Source organism: Vulcanisaeta sp. JCM 16159 (assembly GCF_001316265.1).
GTDB lineage: Archaea > Thermoproteota > Thermoprotei > Thermoproteales > Thermocladiaceae > Vulcanisaeta.
Genome location: NZ_BBDN01000009.1, coordinates 38,556 through 54,244, shown reverse-complemented (window position 1 = coordinate 54,244; position 15,689 = coordinate 38,556). Strand labels below are relative to the sequence as shown.

Below are 15,689 nucleotides of genomic sequence, written 5' to 3'. Positions count from 1 at the left end.
GGCGCTCCCTGGGCTTATTACCTGCCTACCCCAACTCGTGAATGAGCCACTGGAGTTATAGACTGCCAGTGTACAGCCACTTGGTAGTGTGCTGGTAGTGTTAGTAGTGTGTTACCGCTTGGGTCGTAGATTGTTATACTCGTTATTGCCACCGTACCGCCACTGGCGGTTAGCTCGATGCTTAAGCCCTGGGTTCCTATTAGGTTACCGCTTATCGTCACCGTACCCATGCTAGCCACTGTCCTCGACATTGGCCCATAGACTAGGAACACTAGTACCAAGCCTACTACTACCACTACTACACCGACTATTAGCACAGTATGTTTCCTATTTCACCAGCCCTCGCCCTATTGACCATATTGGTCAATCTAGTCGGCTTGGGGTTTTTAATTAGGCCTCCTAGCCCCTCAATCTTAGTGCCGGCACAACATTCCTCGCGTCAGTGACCGTGAAGGAGCCCCTGAGGGGCTCTAGGTCAAGGGCTAGGCGTTGGTAGTTAATCCTCACCTTCCCAATTGAATCCCTCAATTCCTCACTCCACTGCCTCGAGTCCTCAGTGATGAGCCTTACAAAGGCGTACATGTAGGCCAGAATAACCTCGGGCATTATGCCGAGACTCAAGCCCCACTTGATGGCATCCTCAATGCCAGCCTCGCTGAAGAAGGGGCTTACTAGCCTGATTATTTCCTCACAAACACGCCTATTCTCCCTACCACAGTACTTTGCCAATCGCCTCGTATTAGCCCTTAAGGGCTTGAGGCGTAGCCTGAGGCTAGTTCTTCTCAACCTACCACTGGCTAGCATGCCGGCGACTTGCTCAATGCCTGCCGCGTACTGGGTGATTACCCGAAGGGTCTTCTCATCAAGGCTCGCCATTGCTTGACTAGGGGGCTTTCGCCCCTAATTAGGGGCTTTCCCTACGGTGATTGAGCCTCCGCCTAATGACTTGAACCCATGGATTGTCCTCAAAGGGCATTGCCTCATTTTGGCTTGGCCTCTGGGGCTCTGGTGCACCAGAGGCACTTGGCACTGGAGCACTGGTGACACTAGGCACTGGTGCTCTGGAGGCTAGGTAGGCTTCCAATGCCTCATTCACAATATCACTCAAGTCCCTACCCTCATTGAGGGACTTTAGTACCAATGCCGTGTAGAGGCTTGGCTTGATATAGACTCGAAGAAGCCTGTAGCCGAGCTTCTTATAACCACGCTTGGGCATGCCCTCACCTTAACCACTAATGAGCTTAATTAGACTATCATTAAGGATCTCTGCGCCATTCCTCGAATTTCCTATCAAATTCCCTAATCAAGCCACCTACCTTATGATTAACATACTGAATATAGAGGTATGGGATTAAGGATATTAGTAAAATCAGTATTATAATAATGCCAAATATCATGAACTGAATTATTAGGTTTAACGGCTCATACGTTATTACAAGACGGGCTAAAAGGAGGAGTAGGAGAATATAGAGTAGTATTTCCGCTAGGAATATCATACCATCTACCCGCTCGCGAGCATTACGCCTTAACATTGATACATTAATGATTAAATCAATGAGGTCTCGATATAATTGAGCCAATTGTAGGAATTTATAGAATGGCCCTGACCTAATGGTGCTTGGGTCGTAATTAATATCCGCATCTTGAAGAAGTTGATATATTTTATCACTAACATCTAATGCATCCTTAATTATTACCGATAGATTTCTAATTATCCAATCAAGGGATATGATTATGAAACGGTTAGAAATATCCTGTATTTTAGGTATGGCCTTATTTAGGCGATTTTTATGCCATTGGGCTAATCGTGAAAGCCATTGTGTGAATTCCTGGAGGACATTGCTAATGGGCACGTTCATTGTAATTATAGCCTCATGATCTTATCCTTAATCACGCTCTTTACCGTGTAGTTTTGGTATTTCCTATACACGTACTCGAGGAGTGCAATCATTGGCGCGTCCTTCCACGTACCCACAATATTTATCGCCCTCAACCAACTGCGGGGTCGAAAACCAATGGCGTCAAACACCCTATGCATCGCCCCCTTTGCCTCGTGCTTCCCCGCGCTCGTTAATTCATAAACCACCCTGGTTGCCTCATGAGCAATGGGTTGGGTAGCATTGCCGGCATTAGAAGGTAGGATAGCTCGATAGGCTCCTCCCACGTATTGATTAATCCCTCATCACTGAGCCTCCTAACGGCATCCTCAATATCCCTTGAGTACGGCCCATACTTGCCCGGCTCAAAGGCTATGCCCTTGACCCCAGCCTCCATTACGAGGAGGAAGGCAATCTTCTGAAGCCTAGTGGCACCCCTAAGTTGCCCACCCGCCTGGTCGAGTATGAATAGTACCAAGTCCTCAGCAATATTACGGGCGGTAGTTCTAGCCATATTCTACTCATACTCTATACCCACAGGTTTATAATTTATACCTCATTAACAAAATAAAATTAAGTAGGGAACTCATGCCCTCACCTCGGGCATGATATTGAGAGACTCCCACTTGGCGATAGGTAGGCAAGGCATGGCCCACACTCATAAACCCCGGAATTATTAGTCGGCGTGATTACATAACCCTGGGGGCACTCTAGAGTATTATTAATGATTGGTGGTGACCAAGACCTAATGGCACTTGCCCAAGCCCTCGCCTGGGCAGTCCCAATGTAAATCATCATCATGTAGGCTAGGAAGCAATGGCAATCCCGAGGAATACGAGGCCGACAATTAGGCTAGGCTCTCCATTGCCCGGTTAGGGGCCTTCGCCCCTAATTAGGTTAGTACACCAACTGGCGGGCTTGGCGTGTGGACAATATAGATACAGTACCTATAGGGTGCTGGTACATTGCCAGCCCCGCATTGGTAGGGGTCTGGTGGTGGTACGGCTTGGCCATTGGCGAGGGCAATGGCTTGATGGGTTTTGGAGCCCAAGTCCACACGACCTCGACATAGTACTCATCACCACTCGTGTGTAGTACGGCAACCATTGTGGTCTCTGCCCTAGTCATTGCCATTATCCCGGCAATACTACCACTAATCCCCCTGGTAATCCCAATGAATAGTATCCCAAGGATTATTATTAGGGCCATACTAAGGACTACCCAGGGAATGAACTCACTAGGCATTTAATCACCTAATTGAGTTCGTACTATTCACTGCCGTTATTAATGCCTCGAGTAGGGCATTATTCTCGGCCATCGTTTGATTCACTGCCCTTAATTCCCAAGCCACTTGATTCATTAGGGCATTATTCATGACGAGCGTCTGGTTCAAGCCAATAAGGACTTGCCCAGTCTGGTTCAGGGCGTAGGCGTTGATTAGTGTTACATTACCCAGGTACTCGATAATGCCGAGAGTCCTATTCGCCAGGGTCGTATAATTCCTAGCCAGGGCATTGTACTGGCTGATGCAGAATATTGTGGTTGTCCTGTAGTACATGGCGATGTTGTAATTCGCAAGGCTTGAGGCCAAGCCTATAATGCTAGTACCCAGCTAGGATGGCTATTCCAATCACGAGCCATGCCCTTGCCCCATAGAGCTCCATACCACGGCTAAAGGCTAGGCCCTTTTAATTAGCCTCGCTATTACTGTGGATGGGCGTGAGGATGAGTATTTATGGGGTAATGTTTATAAGAAGCAAGTTCATATAGTAATGCCTCAGGTAATCCCTAAAGGGAATAGGAGCCCTGTAAACCTCGCCCTAGGGCGGAGAGGAGATCATCACTAGGTAGTTTTAATACTAACGGGCTCAAGGCAATCAATTGAGCCCGACTCAATAACACACCTTGCGTCAGCCCACATCCTCATTATTAGGGAGTAATCCTCTGGATTACCACCCAACTCCTCGAGGTAATTCCTAAACAAGGTAGGGAGTGGCCTTGTAAAGTCAGCCCTCTTTGGAACATGAACCTCCACGACCCTCTTATTCTCCATCCTCACGGTAATAATGAACTCCCTAACCAAGTAACCAGCCCTCCTAACCCCAAGCCTCTCGAGCCTGTCAATAAGCTCCTCGAGGCTACCAGCATGAAGGTTCGTAGCCCCACCGTGGCCACTCGTGACGGCCCTAACCCAGGCCCTGGCATCGCCAGGGTTTAAGACCTCATTAACGAAGACGAACTGGGCCCCAGTCCTCATGGCGTCAGCAATTAACTCGGCCTTGGTAATGGGCTTAGCCCCAAGGCCCGTACTGGCTCTAGTATTGAGGACGTTGAATGTCCTGATTGGTAGTACCTTGAACTCATCAACGTCCTGGACAGCCACGACCCTTACCCAGGGTGGGTAGGTATTCATTATAGCGGCTGTTAGTGTGGTCTTCCCACTACCCATTGGCCCGTAGACCAGGACTCCCCTTGGCTCCCCATCGATTGAGTAGGGCTTCACGCCTAGTGAAGCCAGGAGTATTTTACCGGCAGTCTCGGCATCAATCGTGCCACTGGCGATTAATCGGCCAGGTGCCAGGGCTTTTCTGGGTGCTTTCTGAAGGCTGTGGTGTTGATTGAGACTGGCTCTGCATGCATTGTTACCCTAAGCCTGAGGCCAGCGTCAGTGGCCATTCCCCTTGGGTTGTACATTGTGACTGAAGTCCTAGTCCTCTCGCTGGCCTTGTTTATAATGAAGGCATTGAATGTGAGGGCCTCCTCACTAGTACTAGCACTAGCCTCCCCAGTCAGGAGGCTTATGATTTTGGCAAGCCTAGTCCTCGGCTCGGCCAATTGGCACTTGTTGGGCGTGATGATTACTGGGTGGTAGGCGTCACCAAAGCCCCTGACCCTAATGAAGATTCTAGGCAATCCATCGGCATCGGGCGCGTCAATGGTTAAATCCTGCAATTCATCCCAGGCTAGTAATGGCGTGATTACTGAATACTCCAGCATGAACCTCCTGGTGATTTTCACCGCCTCATTGGCAAGTAGGTCAAGGTCAATGCCCCTCCTGGGCTTTGGTAATGCCCTCAGTATTAGCCTTGACTCACCCTCGAGCTTCTCCCAAGTGAGGCCTCGACTGAACCACTCGATTATTTTAGGCAAGTCAAGGCACTCGAGGTATTCTGGGTAGTTTAGGACATCCCTCAGGTAGAACCTAACACCCTCTGGTTGTTCAATATAGAGTATTTCAGTCGTCACCCCACTGGGCGTGACGACAGTGCCTAGGCTGTTGAGGCCCATTGCACTGGGCTTGTTCACCTTGAAGTCGAATGCCGTGTACATGGTAATCACCCTAAAGCGTGAAGAATGCATGTAATAAGAACCAGGCAATAATGCCAGTAATACCAGCCACTAGCGAAGCAGTCCTGTGGTCGAAGAGGCGTAGCCACTGGCGAAGCCGCTACCAATGATAGCGTAGTAAGCCTGTAGTGGTATGCCAGCGAGGGCCAGGCCGGAGTACTGGCTGGCCATGGTGAGGGCTTGGCTGGTTCCACTCGTGATTATGGTACCCATTATGTACCAGGTTAGAAAGCCACTGAAGCCGAGGCTAATACCGAGCATTAGGAGGGCGTAAACCATTACTAGGCGTTTAGTACTACTGACAGCCGTAATGTAGAGGCCAACTAGGGTATTAGCCCACGAGACGTACTTTGGAGCACCAAGCTCTTGGCGTCAATCCATAGTGGCCTTAAAAAGGCTTCAATTGGGCTTAGGTTCCTTAACGGCGTGGGGACTGGCTTGGTGAGGAGCTCGTTAAAGCTTGTAATGACCCTCAAGCCAACGCTTGAGGCTAGGCGATAGTCACTAATAGTCCTGGGTAGTACGGTCAAGCCGTAAGCCAATAAGCCAAGGGCCAGGGCGAGGTTCGGGTAGCCGGTATAAGCCATTACCAGGCCAAGCCTAAGCCGGCAAAGATGCCGATAATATCGAGTAGTGTGAGGCTTAGCCAGTGGTCCTTTGGGGTTAGGAACCAGAGGGTGAAGCCAATCATTCCCATCCCGAGGATTGTCGTGGGCCCAATCTGGCTAGGCCGAGGCCGGAGAAGACTATGAAGACTATGCTAATCATTGAAATAGCCTCCGCAAGGGCTGGGAGTAGGTCAGTATAGGTTTGAATATCATGATTAACCATATTAAAGAGCATTTGGAAGTACGCGTCTGGACTAGCCCCACCCTCCATTGTTTTGGCAGTCCACACCAGGCTAGCCTCTTAATGGCTCTTGAGAATGCTTCCCAGGCGGGGCATTGAGTATTACTTCAGCGTACTTCTCGTACTTCGTGCCCTTAGTAGCCTCGTACCAGCCTAGGATTGGGGCTTTCAAGGCAAAGCGTAGGTCATCAATGAGGCTGGACATTGGGTCTTGGTAGATTGGGCTTAGCCTCGGCATTACCTACCCACCGCAATGTCAATGAGTGGCCTTAGCCACTCGGGGCATGAGTCCCTAATGTCCCTCAGTAGGGCTATAATGGCCTGCTGGTTACTAGCGTACTTAGTAATGTACTCGAGGGCAATCGCCCTCGGGTCGTTCCCGAGGACTGCCCTGACGACGTGGACTAATTCGTTAATGTCTACTGCCGACTTCACGTACTCCCTATCCTTAGCCTCGCCAATCGCGAGGAGTTGGGAGTAGAGCCTGTACCTGGCTACAATATTATCACCAACAACCTCCTCCTGGCTCGGCATTGGCATTGGCGCTTGGGGCTGGGGTTTTGCCTTTAGTAAGTCCCCGAAGCCTGGCCTTTGGCTTGTACTCACGGGCTTGCCTGGCTATAGGCCTTTTAATTAGGCCCATGCCCCTTGACGGGCATACTAATTTAAGGGCCAAGTGGCATTAGTGATTAGCATGAGTGGGGAATTCGAAAGCCAGGCCTGGGGTGGTTAATCCTACTCACCATACTCAACCTACTCCCAATCATCCTAGCCACAACACCCCTTGGCGCCATCCTATTCAAGCTAGAAGTGGGGTTATGGCACTATATATTGGCTGAATTCCACCCAATAATCCTACCAAGCCCTGGCCTAATTAATTGGTGAGCCAATTACGCCCTAATGAGCTTGATAGGGCCTTTTATATTGAGTTCATAATATTCGCAAGCCTAGTCATTATAAGGCATGCCCTTACGGGTAGCCTCAACGCCTACGCCCTACTAGCCCTTGTGGGGCTAGCCCTCGGTATTTACTACCTCATACGCCCACCGAGGAATGGGTATGAGGGGTGGTGGGCGTTAATCCTACGCCTCGAAATCATACTAGCCACTATCGGCATCATAACCGAGGCATTACTACTCATAACAATCCTATAAGCCAAGTGAGGATTAGGACTTGATGGAGTGCGAGTTAGTACTGGTAAGGGCTAGGCAAGTCCTCGAGGACTACCTAAAAGCCTCGAGGATGGGGACTACGAGCATGCTGAACAAGCCCTTGAAGTATTGGCTAGGCTACTAATTAAGGGGCATTGAACAAGCCAATCGTGTACAGGGGAATCCTAGTAAGCGCCAGGGGTAGGGAATTGGCAGAGAGTGATTTAAAGAACCTCATTGCCCAAGCCAACTACCCACTCAACGTGCAGAAGACCTCGCACGTCGCATATTCATCCTAGAGCCGAAGCATGGCCAAGCCTGGGCCGTAACGGCATTCCTAATAGCCCTTAGGGCTGGCGTGATTGAAATGGGGCCAATAACACTAGCCAGGCCCTTCAACACAAGCATCGACCTGGGAAGGACGAAGATTGACCAAGCCCGTTATTACGGGCTTGGGGATGCCTTGAATGCCGCCATACCCAAGTTGCTAGCCGACCTACCCAGGGATTCGAGGAGGATTAGGGTCAGGGCTAGGGCTCATGGACTTGGCTTTGGTAATGAGTTGCGGGCCGAAGCCAAGGCCATTATCGAGGGGCTTGGCTTCCTGCATAGTTCTCGCTCAAGCCTCATACTCAATGTTGAGCCGTGAGGACTAGCTCCACTATAAAACTCCTCATTGGCCTGTTCCCAAGGTGGTTAATGGTTAGGTACAAGGCGAGTAGGTACCTCAGGGATGCAGAGGTTGTTAAGCCTAGGAAGCCCACTACTGGTGGCTTCATCCCAAGGCTCATTAATCCTAATTAAGCCAAGCCCCAAGCCTCAAATGAGCCTATGGCTCAAGCCCAATCCCAAGCCCAAGCCCAACAAGCCGAAATTAGGCGAGTAAGCCTTGGGGTCGAGTGGCTTGATATTGCCATGCAAGGTGGTGTGCCGAGAGGCAATTGGCTCCTGGTAACTGGGGAGCCTGGGACTGGTAAGTCAATTCTCGCAATACAATCGGCTGGGGCAAATGTGGATGCAATGCCAGTGGTCTACGTCTCCACGGAGACTAGGTTCAAGGACGTTATACTACAGGCTAGCCAATTCAATATTGACCTGAGCGACGCGGTCAGCCTTGCCGATGTATTGGCTGGTAAGGTCAAGGATGTTAAGACGAACCTCGTAGTCATAGACCTCTTTGGGCTTGCCAAGGAGTATAGGGAGCTCCTCAGGAGTGAGGAGGACAATAAGGCTAGGGCAAAGTCCCCACTTGATATGGATGTCGTGATAGCCTCGATTGAGAGGGCTTATGATGTCTTGGGCGTGAGTGAGGAGGGTAGGGTCACAAAGGACGTACTAGTCATCATCGACTCCCTAGCCCCAATGTGGGCCCATGCTCCCGCAATGGCTAGGTTGATTACGTATAGGCTCAGGCAGAGGCTGTATAGGAGTAATGTGACTGTAATAATGACTAACCAATTCGCGCCAACGACCGGGGAGACCTTTGGTTTTGGTGCTGAGCATATTGCTGATGCAATAATCCACATGTGGATTGAGGAGCCAGAGAGGAAGAAGGAGATTGAGAGGTGGCTCATTATTAAGAAGGCTAGACTAACGAATCATTATAGGAAGGCCATGAGGTACGAGATTGAGCCTGGTAGGGGATTAACGCTTTTGGAGCCTAGTATTGATGAATTGAGGAAGTCCTCAAGCCCCGCCCTTGGCGGGGCTCCTTAATGCCTTTAACACAATTGCCAGGACTGTATTAATGAAGGTTAGCAAGTCATTAATATCAGCAGTACTGAAGTACTTCATCCCAGCCATGGTCAATAACGGCTCGGGCTTAATTGTGAATCGGAACGTCATGAATAACGAGTCGAATGTTAGGATGTACTGGCCATTAAACTCCTTCAATTCAATGGTTATAGAATTATTATCACCAATCACCACCTTCACGTACTCGAAGGAATCATCACCAATTCTAGCGTCAATGTGGATTGGTATAGTCGTAGTCATATTGAATTTATACTTCTTCTGCTGTTCCTGTTGAGCCTCCATAAGGCTTGATTAAGGGCTTGGGAAGCCCCTAATTAGCCCAAGCCCAAGCCAAGCCCAATGGTCGAGTGCAGGCTTGAAAGGCTCGATGAGGAAGCAAGGAGGCTCCATTACGAAGCCTTGATTAGGATTACCAAGGCCTGGCTCCTTGATAGTGAAGTGAGGCTTGGTGAAATTAGGCAGGAGCTTGGGATAGGGACTAATAGGTTCGACCGAATACTCGATAGGATGGAGTATTGCGAGGACTTAAGGTGGATAAAGTGCGTGAGGGGCTCGGGCGGTAGGTTCAGGACTAGGTGCATGCCCACCCTAAGGGGCCTCGACGAGCTCGCGAGGCTCGGCCTACTGGCCCAGGTTCACGAAATCCTCACCCATTCGACGAGCTCGGGAGCGCCTCAAGGGGACTTGGCCTACTGGCCCAAGTCCTCGAACTACCATACCCACCAGAGTTAAGGGCTAGGTTTAATAAGCTAGCCCAATGCATTAAACAAGCCCTCACGAGCGGGCTTGTGGATTCCTGCACAATCACTGCCAGTGGCCTACTGTTGGTGATGGTAAATGTGAGTATGGGTATAGCGTTAAAGGCATTCCTCAAGGCTCTTGAGGACTGGGCCACTAGGCGTGAGGCTCCGCCCAGCGGGGCTAAATCCACGGGCTTAGTACCTTGATTATGACCAGTAACGCCAATGCGAGCACTAATAGTGTGTCGGCTAGGACTAGGACTGTGATGAGCTAGTGTTGAAGGGCACATCCCTGGGCAGTGTTAGGTAACTACCGAGTATCAGCAATACGAGTGTTGTCAATATTGGCGCAGTAACGATTAGGTAATTCGTGAAGGTCTCCATCGGCTTTATGAGGCCCATGATCACTAGGAATAGTGTCAATACTGCGACGCCAATACCGGTGATGTAGTACACCCAGGAAAACGGCCTATGAAATGAGCTAAGTGTGATGTAGTGATTATAAGTTATGGGCACTGCATTGGGGCCTATTTCAAGCGAGAACGCGAAACTCTTTGGTGTTGAGACCAGGATTTCCCATTTACTTATTGCGGGATTCTTGCGGAATATTTTATTCAATTCGCTCTTCATGTCTTCCACCTTGAAATCCATGTGTTCCTCATCAAGCAAGGCCCACACGTACTGCATCTGCGCATTCGGTGGTGCATTGAGTGTGGTTATTGAATCTTCAATCATGTAGCAAGATACGGCAGTAATGAAGCCACTATTTCCCCCAATGCCTGGGTAGGTGTATATGTGGGTTTGTGCACAATGGGTTTACGTAAATGAAACCTAACAGTGTAATACTTACCTGCATCAACATGCACCTCTATGCATACATAATTACTACTTGGGCTGAGCCCCAGTACATTCTGGATGAAGTCACCGGGTAGTATACTTAGAGCCTCATTGCCTGGGCCTGCAACCCTCTCAATCAATACGTGGCCGCCGTCTAACTTGGCGAGGTAGGTGCCACTATTATTACGCACCCTCTCGAAGCACACATAATCAGCGGGTTTATCACACTTGAATGTTAGGATGAGTTCCTCAAGGAATTCGCGGGTTCTAACCCTAATAAAGCGTTGAATGCGTTCAACAATGGGCATGCAACTTCCAAGCCCAGAGGCCGTACTATTCAAACACTCACCCCAGCACTGGAGGATTCCTCTAGGTATTTCTTAGCCTCCTTATAGAGCTTCTTATATGGGCCCCACATGAATAATTTATATGCCAACCTCTCCTCTGGATTATTACTCCTCCTCCATGACTCGATAACCCTCACGCACTCCTCAACATCCTCCCTCCTATTATTTAGGAGCGCGTACTTCAAGAATTCATACATCCTGGCAACCGCGGCATCGTAGGAATACGCAATAACCCCATGCGGAAGCCTAATGGGTTCTGCAGAAGCCTTGGCCCCAGGCATGTACAAGTACAGTACAGGGCAGGGGTATTTAAATCTAATCAACAACTACCCCTGCCAGGCAGGGGCATACTTATTGCCCCATTCCCCGCATCCCACGAATCCCTGACGAGCATTACTTATTAATACTACCACTAATACCCAAACCCCAGGTGATAGGCATGGGCCTCCTAAGGACAATAGGCCTAGTCCTCCTCGTAATATTCGTAATCCTACCTGCCCCGTTCCCCGCATCCCAGCATCCTAATCACTGGTCATCTCCTGTCGGCGCATGCCCCATTCTTGGGGCATCACTGGTCAGTCCCCACGGGGCTGGGTCCAGGCGGGGCGACAACCCCACCTGGGCTAGTGGTACTGTTGAATCGGGGTTAATAAGCCTTTCTGCAGAAAGACTTATTAACTTCTGTGGTTTGCTCTAAGACGTGTCTGCAGTAATTTACCTGGAGGGTACCGTAATAGCGGGTGGTAAGGAGGAAATTAGAATCTACGTGAAGAAGAGGTACTGGGATAAACTGAGGCCCCTGATTGGGAAGGAGGTAAAGCTCCTCATGGTGGTTGAGGATGCCCCACAGGACGCTACTCATTAAGAGGCCCTTGAGCTCTTTCAGCCAAGAGGAGCGTGAAGCCTTGGTTAGGGCCTTGAATAGGGTTGATGCATTGGGCAATCTATGGGCTAGGGGCTTCGAGGTATACCCGCCCGATTTAAGTCCTAAATTTGCCCATAACTTTAGGTATTTCAGGAGTGAAATTAGCTTCGATAATGGTGTTGCTAAGCCAAGGAGGTGGCTTGCCAGGGTTCACGCAATCTTCGACGTTGGTGTTGGCAGTGGTAAAAGGCCTGAAGCATTAGTAATTGACTTGGTTAAAGGCGTGTTGAGGCTCAGGGGCATTATCAAGGGCAGGGCAATTGTGATAAGCCTCACTGATGGTGAGGTCAAGTACATTAGGAGTAGGCTTAGTGAGAACGCTAAGCCGAAATTGGCCAATGCATGGACTGATGGTGAATACCTCTACATTGCCATTGTTTTCGAGCGTGAAGTCGAGCCAATCCAGCCCAGTGGTTACACCCTGGTGATTGATGTTAATTCATGGAGGCATGGGATTGCATACGCAATCATTAATAAGAATGGGAGGATTGCCGAATTCTCCAGCTAAGGCCAAGCCTGAGGTTGATCGACACGCTCTATAATGAGTCAGTTAGGCTCGAGCGTAAGTACGGAGCCCTCAAGAGGCTCGGGCTTCACAAGTCCATTGAGGGTAAGAAATTACGAAAGAGAATAAAAGCATTAAGACGCAAACTATTTGCTTACCTTAGGGACTTCGCTCAGAAGTCAGCCCATGAATTGGTTCAGAAGGCACTAACCTTAAGGGCTAGGGTCATTATTGATGACGTTATTGAGGAGTCTAGGCGTGAATTGCTTGAGGAAAATCTGTCAAATGGTTTGTCCAAGGTCTACATGTTATACCTAAGGAGATTTATCAACCTCCTAACTAACCAATTAGAGTGGTATGGTATTCCCTACGAATTCAGGAGATTACCGAGCACCATATGCCCAGTCTGTGGAAGTGAATTAAAACAATTACCCAACAGAGTAATGCTTTGTGAGCATTGTGGATTCAAGGCAGATAGGACTTAGTCCCAATAATGTGGGTGTTGAAGGAGCTACCTCAAGCCCTGGGTTGGCCAAAAGGCATTTAAATTAGTCTTGTAAAGAGGGAATAGCGGGGTGGGCTGGCCCCCATCGGCCTAGTGGCCAGTCATCACGGGTCAGCTCTGCACCCTTTCACTCACGCGGGCCTAGCCCCACCCCGCTTGCCATCAATGAGGCATTGCCTGGCTTATAAATTCAGTACCATTAATTTAAGCAAACGAGATAAGTCAGGGAGTGAACCCAGGGCTTGGCACAAAGGGCGTTTGGTTGACCGGCTCGGGCCAGGAGACAACGGCCTTGCCATTACTCCAGTAAATCCATGCATTGTATACTGCCTCCTCAGTATTTGCCGTATTGGGATTTACCCACTGTGGTGGGAGGTTCCTCGCAACCACAGTGAAGGCAGTGCTCGGGCTGGTAGCCAGGTAGTGCCATTCCAGTAGTAGAGGCTAGTACAATATTGGCGTTCGTGAAGTTCACCCACTCACCATTACCGTACCCACCAACTACGAGTTGAGTACCTAGGTTAGGCACAATCGTGGCATTACCCACTGGGTATTGGTAGTACCAGTTAATGGATTGACCATTGAGGGAGTAGCCGAAGTAGGCGATACCATTGGTGACCTTTATAATGAGCCAGGCGCAGGTGACCTGGGCTGGGGCGCTATAGAGGGAGAGTAAGTGTGATTGGCAGGTTATCACGCCATTACTCTCGGTGGTGCAGTCCCAGCTCGGTGGCGACCAAGTGGCCTCTACAAAGCCCGTGAAGCCTTGATAGGTTTGGTACACGTCTTGGAGCCAGTACCCATTACTCAACTCAGCGTTGAGTTGGATTGAGTATGCACTTGGTATTGCCGTGTTCACACAATAGTAGCCGGCGAGGGCAGTTGTGTTTGGCCCGAGGTATACCAGGCCGGCTGGGTAGTCCTGGGACAGGGCTAGGCCAGTGGTTGGGTATTGTGGTGATTGTGGGCTCGTTTGATTAGTGGCTTGGGTTTGGTGCGTGTGGGTTACTAGGAATAGTACTCCAGCCCCAATTACGAGGGCCAGAGGCAGGATTACGAATATTACGAGGAGGACTAGGCCTATTGCCTTTAGGAGCTTCATTGTTGATCCCCAGTACTTGGCAGGCCCAAGCCTTAAATAAGTATTCCAGCCAAGGGCTGAGTGGGCAATCGTTAGATTTATCACTCGTTGGCCATTAGGTTCCTCACACGAGGGGAAAGGAGGGAAAAAGAGGGGATTTTGATTTTGAACGCCCCTGGCCTAGGCCAGGGGTGCTTACCAGCCGAGGTTTATCGGCGATGGCGTTGGGTATAGGTTGCCGGGCATCAACAGGTCGTTGAAGTACTGGGCGATTGGGTTATTCGGCGCCTGAGTATTATCGATGTACCATATCGTCTGCCCGCCAGGCGAGCCGCTGTAGGTCGTCACGTAAGTCCCCTCAATCGTCGTTGGGGCTCCCGCCTCCACTTGTACCGTCTGGTACGAGCCGTAGACGCCGTAGGTCTGCGACTGTTGGCCAAGCGATTGCCCGGCGTTCGCCATTGCTTGGCCAGCGCCGTAGAGCCACTGCCCAGCAGCCTCGAGCCCACCACCGAGGGCACTACCTAACGCGGAGGTAGTGAGGGTAGCGAGCCCGCCAACGCCCTTAATGATGTAGTAGTCGGCCAGGCCTAGGTAACTGAGTACTGGGTTGCTCTGCGTGTTCTGTATTATCCAATTACTATCATCCTGGGTTGCGCTTATAATATTATTAGTGAGTCCCTGGGACTGCGTGATGAGCCACTGGCCAGCATTGTAAGTATTAGCACCAACCAACTTCAATGTATCGCCACCACCATCGAGCACTGCCGCCGCGTAGAAGCCAGTGCCCTTTATCAAGTCGGGTATGAAGCCTCCAGCCCAATTGTAGAAGGGTACATTAACAGTACCTGGATTTGGCGGTGCACCACCGCCGCTGCCTCCACTACCGTAGGTGAAGTAGGCTGTGGGTGGTTGGGTTGGTATTGTGAGTGTTATGTTTTGCTTCACTATTTGTGTGAATGATTGGGTGTTGGTGCTTGTGCTGGTGCTCGTGCTTGTGCTTGTGCTGGTCCTGCTTGTCCAGCCGACTATCTTGGGCACGAGCTTGGCAGTGACCTGTAGGCCGAAGCCCGTGTAGTTGAAGACTGCCGTCACGGCTGGTATGAATATGGCGTGGCTCCATTGGTTGGGGTTGTTATGGCTTGCCTCAAAGCCACTTGTTGGTATTAGGAGGCTTGGGTTCACGCCACAGAGGCCGTTTTGGCACATGCCCCTTGGCGTTTGCCAGGTGAGTAGGTACTCCGTGAAGTACTGTATTATTGGGTAGTAGTAGTTGGTGATTGTCCTTGTTATGGTGTTGGTTATAGTGTTCGTGACTACGTAGGTGTTCACTGGCGTCTTGACTTGGTAATTCTGTTTTTGTGGCGTGGTGGTCACGTGATTATTTATTGCGTAGTACGTGACCTTGTAACCATTACTGGTTGGGTCCACATTATAGACCGTCTCCCCAGTTTGAGTATTGTACTTGGCGACAGAGACACTATTGGTTCCGGCATGGACGGTGATTGAGTAGCCACCGTATAGGCTCCTTATCATGATTGCCAAGCCTGGCTTGGCTACTATGCTAGTGCCAGCGTTAGTATTATCGCCATTAGTCCTATTGTCCTTCGGAGCCGTAGGTCGTGGGTTCAAATCCCACCGGGGCCGCCACGGTATTTTGCTTATTTTTATAAAAGCCATTTAAAAAGACCAAGGATCTTCAATGAATTAACCATAAGTAGTCGATTCATAAAGTACTATGGCTCTATGATTAACTTTTAGTATAATCA

At 49.9% G+C, this 15,689-nt stretch carries 33 protein-coding genes; 11 read left to right on the top strand and 22 right to left on the bottom strand.

What is annotated here, in order from left to right:
- Positions 1-17 precede the first annotated feature (17 nt).
- From JCM16159_RS09580 to JCM16159_RS09510, 16 genes are all read right to left on the bottom strand, one after another.
- The gene (locus JCM16159_RS09580) at positions 18-296 is read right to left on the bottom strand and encodes a hypothetical protein (protein WP_243666523.1); all 279 of its coding nucleotides are present in this window, start codon (positions 294-296) and stop codon (positions 18-20) included.
- Positions 297-399: 103 nt separating this feature from the next.
- Entirely contained in the window at positions 400-876 is a 477-nt protein-coding gene (locus tag JCM16159_RS09575) for a hypothetical protein (protein WP_054857675.1), read from the bottom strand.
- Positions 877-904: 28 nt separating this feature from the next.
- On the bottom strand, positions 905-1,216 hold the full coding sequence (locus tag JCM16159_RS09570) for a hypothetical protein (RefSeq protein WP_054857674.1): 312 nt from the start codon (positions 1,214-1,216) through the stop codon (positions 905-907).
- A gap of 40 nt (positions 1,217-1,256) precedes the next feature.
- A complete protein-coding gene (locus JCM16159_RS09565) occupies positions 1,257-1,859 on the bottom strand; it encodes a hypothetical protein (protein WP_054857673.1) in 603 nt (200 codons plus the stop codon).
- Positions 1,860-1,864: 5 nt separating this feature from the next.
- Positions 1,865-2,086, bottom strand: a complete 222-nt coding sequence (locus JCM16159_RS09560) for a hypothetical protein (protein WP_054857672.1) — start codon at positions 2,084-2,086, stop codon at positions 1,865-1,867.
- Entirely contained in the window at positions 2,071-2,391 is a 321-nt protein-coding gene (locus JCM16159_RS09555; protein ID WP_054857671.1) for a hypothetical protein, read from the bottom strand. Before JCM16159_RS09555 ends, JCM16159_RS09560 begins: the two co-directional genes overlap by 16 nt.
- A gap of 80 nt (positions 2,392-2,471) precedes the next feature.
- Positions 2,472-2,678, bottom strand: a complete 207-nt coding sequence (locus JCM16159_RS09550; protein ID WP_054857670.1) for a hypothetical protein — start codon at positions 2,676-2,678, stop codon at positions 2,472-2,474.
- 96 nt (positions 2,679-2,774) lie between these two features.
- Positions 2,775-3,122: a hypothetical protein gene (locus JCM16159_RS09545; protein ID WP_054857669.1), complete on the bottom strand. Its 348-nt coding sequence runs from the start codon at positions 3,120-3,122 to the stop codon at positions 2,775-2,777.
- A gap of 4 nt (positions 3,123-3,126) precedes the next feature.
- Positions 3,127-3,468: a hypothetical protein gene (locus JCM16159_RS09540; RefSeq protein WP_054857668.1), complete on the bottom strand. Its 342-nt coding sequence runs from the start codon at positions 3,466-3,468 to the stop codon at positions 3,127-3,129.
- 252 nt (positions 3,469-3,720) lie between these two features.
- A complete protein-coding gene (locus tag JCM16159_RS09535) occupies positions 3,721-4,380 on the bottom strand; it encodes an ATPase, T2SS/T4P/T4SS family (protein ID WP_054857667.1) in 660 nt (219 codons plus the stop codon).
- Between the two features lie 59 nt (positions 4,381-4,439).
- Entirely contained in the window at positions 4,440-5,207 is a 768-nt protein-coding gene (locus tag JCM16159_RS09530) for a hypothetical protein (RefSeq protein ID WP_243666522.1), read from the bottom strand.
- Positions 5,208-5,276: 69 nt separating this feature from the next.
- Positions 5,277-5,504 carry a hypothetical protein gene (locus JCM16159_RS16695; protein ID WP_243666521.1) on the bottom strand — a complete coding sequence of 76 codons (228 nt, stop codon included), beginning with the start codon at positions 5,502-5,504 and terminating at the stop codon, positions 5,277-5,279.
- Between the two features lie 44 nt (positions 5,505-5,548).
- The gene (locus JCM16159_RS09525) at positions 5,549-5,812 is read right to left on the bottom strand and encodes a hypothetical protein (RefSeq protein ID WP_054857665.1); all 264 of its coding nucleotides are present in this window, start codon (positions 5,810-5,812) and stop codon (positions 5,549-5,551) included.
- Positions 5,813-5,912: 100 nt separating this feature from the next.
- Positions 5,913-6,122: a hypothetical protein gene (locus JCM16159_RS09520; RefSeq protein ID WP_054857664.1), complete on the bottom strand. Its 210-nt coding sequence runs from the start codon at positions 6,120-6,122 to the stop codon at positions 5,913-5,915.
- 4 nt (positions 6,123-6,126) lie between these two features.
- A complete protein-coding gene (locus tag JCM16159_RS09515; protein ID WP_054857663.1) occupies positions 6,127-6,312 on the bottom strand; it encodes a hypothetical protein in 186 nt (61 codons plus the stop codon).
- Entirely contained in the window at positions 6,312-6,680 is a 369-nt protein-coding gene (locus JCM16159_RS09510) for a hypothetical protein (protein ID WP_054857662.1), read from the bottom strand. Before JCM16159_RS09510 ends, JCM16159_RS09515 begins: the two co-directional genes overlap by 1 nt.
- A gap of 275 nt (positions 6,681-6,955) precedes the next feature.
- Here JCM16159_RS09510 and JCM16159_RS09505 point away from each other — a divergent pair, with 275 nt between their 5' ends.
- The 5 genes from JCM16159_RS09505 to JCM16159_RS09495 all read left to right on the top strand — a co-directional run bounded on the left by JCM16159_RS09505 (position 6,956) and on the right by JCM16159_RS09495 (position 8,941).
- Positions 6,956-7,228, top strand: a complete 273-nt coding sequence (locus JCM16159_RS09505) for a hypothetical protein (protein ID WP_054857661.1) — start codon at positions 6,956-6,958, stop codon at positions 7,226-7,228.
- Positions 7,229-7,380: 152 nt separating this feature from the next.
- Positions 7,381-7,524: a hypothetical protein gene (locus tag JCM16159_RS16690; protein WP_243666520.1), complete on the top strand. Its 144-nt coding sequence runs from the start codon at positions 7,381-7,383 to the stop codon at positions 7,522-7,524.
- A gap of 59 nt (positions 7,525-7,583) precedes the next feature.
- Positions 7,584-7,874 (top strand): hypothetical protein, encoded by a 291-nt coding sequence (locus JCM16159_RS09500; protein ID WP_243666519.1) that lies wholly within the window; start codon positions 7,584-7,586, stop codon positions 7,872-7,874.
- Positions 7,871-8,029, top strand: a complete 159-nt coding sequence (locus JCM16159_RS16685) for a hypothetical protein (protein WP_243666518.1) — start codon at positions 7,871-7,873, stop codon at positions 8,027-8,029. The genes JCM16159_RS09500 and JCM16159_RS16685 overlap by 4 nt, the downstream gene beginning before the upstream one ends.
- A 27-nt stretch (positions 8,030-8,056) precedes the next feature.
- Positions 8,057-8,941 carry an ATPase domain-containing protein gene (locus JCM16159_RS09495; RefSeq protein WP_054857659.1) on the top strand — a complete coding sequence of 295 codons (885 nt, stop codon included), beginning with the start codon at positions 8,057-8,059 and terminating at the stop codon, positions 8,939-8,941.
- On the opposite strand, the gene JCM16159_RS09490 is transcribed toward JCM16159_RS09495, so the two are convergent.
- Entirely contained in the window at positions 8,912-9,262 is a 351-nt protein-coding gene (locus JCM16159_RS09490) for a hypothetical protein (RefSeq protein ID WP_054857658.1), read from the bottom strand. The two genes, JCM16159_RS09495 and JCM16159_RS09490, sit on opposite strands and share 30 nt — an antisense overlap.
- Before the next feature lie 57 nt (positions 9,263-9,319).
- On the opposite strand from JCM16159_RS09490, the gene JCM16159_RS09485 reads away from it, so the two are divergent.
- Together JCM16159_RS09485 and JCM16159_RS16680 are read left to right on the top strand one after the other, a co-directional pair.
- On the top strand, positions 9,320-9,712 hold the full coding sequence (locus JCM16159_RS09485; protein ID WP_054857657.1) for a hypothetical protein: 393 nt from the start codon (positions 9,320-9,322) through the stop codon (positions 9,710-9,712).
- A gap of 56 nt (positions 9,713-9,768) precedes the next feature.
- Positions 9,769-9,927 carry a hypothetical protein gene (locus JCM16159_RS16680; protein ID WP_243666517.1) on the top strand — a complete coding sequence of 53 codons (159 nt, stop codon included), beginning with the start codon at positions 9,769-9,771 and terminating at the stop codon, positions 9,925-9,927.
- Between the two features lie 48 nt (positions 9,928-9,975).
- Here the strand turns inward: JCM16159_RS16680 and JCM16159_RS09480 are convergent, their stop codons facing one another.
- Genes JCM16159_RS09480 through JCM16159_RS09470 form a run of 3 tightly spaced genes read right to left on the bottom strand, consistent with a single transcriptional unit; the run spans position 9,976 to position 11,185 of the window.
- Positions 9,976-10,455 (bottom strand): hypothetical protein, encoded by a 480-nt coding sequence (locus tag JCM16159_RS09480; RefSeq protein WP_054857656.1) that lies wholly within the window; start codon positions 10,453-10,455, stop codon positions 9,976-9,978.
- The gene (locus JCM16159_RS09475; RefSeq protein ID WP_243666516.1) at positions 10,452-10,898 is read right to left on the bottom strand and encodes a hypothetical protein; all 447 of its coding nucleotides are present in this window, start codon (positions 10,896-10,898) and stop codon (positions 10,452-10,454) included. Before JCM16159_RS09475 ends, JCM16159_RS09480 begins: the two co-directional genes overlap by 4 nt.
- A complete protein-coding gene (locus tag JCM16159_RS09470; RefSeq protein WP_054857654.1) occupies positions 10,895-11,185 on the bottom strand; it encodes a hypothetical protein in 291 nt (96 codons plus the stop codon). The genes JCM16159_RS09475 and JCM16159_RS09470 overlap by 4 nt, the downstream gene beginning before the upstream one ends.
- 149 nt (positions 11,186-11,334) lie before the next feature.
- On the opposite strand from JCM16159_RS09470, the gene JCM16159_RS16675 reads away from it, so the two are divergent.
- The 4 genes from JCM16159_RS16675 to JCM16159_RS09460 are packed head-to-tail and all read left to right on the top strand — an operon-like array spanning position 11,335 to position 12,819.
- Positions 11,335-11,601, top strand: a complete 267-nt coding sequence (locus JCM16159_RS16675) for a hypothetical protein (RefSeq protein ID WP_243666515.1) — start codon at positions 11,335-11,337, stop codon at positions 11,599-11,601.
- 3 nt (positions 11,602-11,604) lie between these two features.
- A complete protein-coding gene (locus JCM16159_RS16670) occupies positions 11,605-11,769 on the top strand; it encodes a hypothetical protein (RefSeq protein ID WP_243666514.1) in 165 nt (54 codons plus the stop codon).
- The gene (locus tag JCM16159_RS09465; protein ID WP_243666513.1) at positions 11,744-12,337 is read left to right on the top strand and encodes a hypothetical protein; all 594 of its coding nucleotides are present in this window, start codon (positions 11,744-11,746) and stop codon (positions 12,335-12,337) included. Before JCM16159_RS16670 ends, JCM16159_RS09465 begins: the two co-directional genes overlap by 26 nt.
- A gap of 14 nt (positions 12,338-12,351) precedes the next feature.
- Positions 12,352-12,819: a zinc ribbon domain-containing protein gene (locus tag JCM16159_RS09460; RefSeq protein WP_054857652.1), complete on the top strand. Its 468-nt coding sequence runs from the start codon at positions 12,352-12,354 to the stop codon at positions 12,817-12,819.
- Positions 12,820-13,173: 354 nt separating this feature from the next.
- Here the strand turns inward: JCM16159_RS09460 and JCM16159_RS09455 are convergent, their stop codons facing one another.
- Both JCM16159_RS09455 and JCM16159_RS09450 read right to left on the bottom strand, forming a co-directional pair.
- Entirely contained in the window at positions 13,174-14,025 is an 852-nt protein-coding gene (locus JCM16159_RS09455) for a hypothetical protein (RefSeq protein WP_054857651.1), read from the bottom strand.
- Between the two features lie 90 nt (positions 14,026-14,115).
- Entirely contained in the window at positions 14,116-15,552 is a 1,437-nt protein-coding gene (locus JCM16159_RS09450; RefSeq protein WP_054857650.1) for a hypothetical protein, read from the bottom strand.
- Positions 15,553-15,689: the final 137 nt, after the last annotated feature.

Excerpts from the sequence above, each read along its gene's own strand:
- JCM16159_RS09575 (WP_054857675.1), bottom strand. The coding sequence starts at position 876 with ATGGCGAGCCTTGATGAGAAGACCCTTCGGGTAATCACCCAGTACGCG.
- JCM16159_RS09570 (WP_054857674.1), bottom strand. The coding sequence starts at position 1,216 with ATGCCCAAGCGTGGTTATAAGAAGCTCGGCTACAGGCTTCTTCGAGTC.
- JCM16159_RS09565 (WP_054857673.1), bottom strand. The coding sequence starts at position 1,859 with ATGAACGTGCCCATTAGCAATGTCCTCCAGGAATTCACACAATGGCTT.
- JCM16159_RS09555 (WP_054857671.1), bottom strand. The coding sequence starts at position 2,391 with ATGGCTAGAACTACCGCCCGTAATATTGCTGAGGACTTGGTACTATTC.
- JCM16159_RS09550 (WP_054857670.1), bottom strand. The coding sequence starts at position 2,678 with ATGATGATGATTTACATTGGGACTGCCCAGGCGAGGGCTTGGGCAAGT.
- JCM16159_RS09545 (WP_054857669.1), bottom strand. The coding sequence starts at position 3,122 with ATGCCTAGTGAGTTCATTCCCTGGGTAGTCCTTAGTATGGCCCTAATA.
- JCM16159_RS09530 (WP_243666522.1), bottom strand. The coding sequence starts at position 5,207 with ATGTACACGGCATTCGACTTCAAGGTGAACAAGCCCAGTGCAATGGGC.
- JCM16159_RS16695 (WP_243666521.1), bottom strand. The coding sequence starts at position 5,504 with ATGGTTTACGCCCTCCTAATGCTCGGTATTAGCCTCGGCTTCAGTGGC.
- JCM16159_RS09525 (WP_054857665.1), bottom strand. The coding sequence starts at position 5,812 with ATGGCTTATACCGGCTACCCGAACCTCGCCCTGGCCCTTGGCTTATTG.
- JCM16159_RS09515 (WP_054857663.1), bottom strand. The coding sequence starts at position 6,312 with ATGCCGAGGCTAAGCCCAATCTACCAAGACCCAATGTCCAGCCTCATT.
- JCM16159_RS09495 (WP_054857659.1), top strand. The coding sequence starts at position 8,057 with ATGGCTCAAGCCCAATCCCAAGCCCAAGCCCAACAAGCCGAAATTAGG.
- JCM16159_RS09490 (WP_054857658.1), bottom strand. The coding sequence starts at position 9,262 with ATGGAGGCTCAACAGGAACAGCAGAAGAAGTATAAATTCAATATGACT.
- JCM16159_RS09485 (WP_054857657.1), top strand. The coding sequence starts at position 9,320 with ATGGTCGAGTGCAGGCTTGAAAGGCTCGATGAGGAAGCAAGGAGGCTC.
- JCM16159_RS09480 (WP_054857656.1), bottom strand. The coding sequence starts at position 10,455 with ATGATTGAAGATTCAATAACCACACTCAATGCACCACCGAATGCGCAG.
- JCM16159_RS09470 (WP_054857654.1), bottom strand. The coding sequence starts at position 11,185 with ATGCCTGGGGCCAAGGCTTCTGCAGAACCCATTAGGCTTCCGCATGGG.
- JCM16159_RS09465 (WP_243666513.1), top strand. The coding sequence starts at position 11,744 with ATGCCCCACAGGACGCTACTCATTAAGAGGCCCTTGAGCTCTTTCAGC.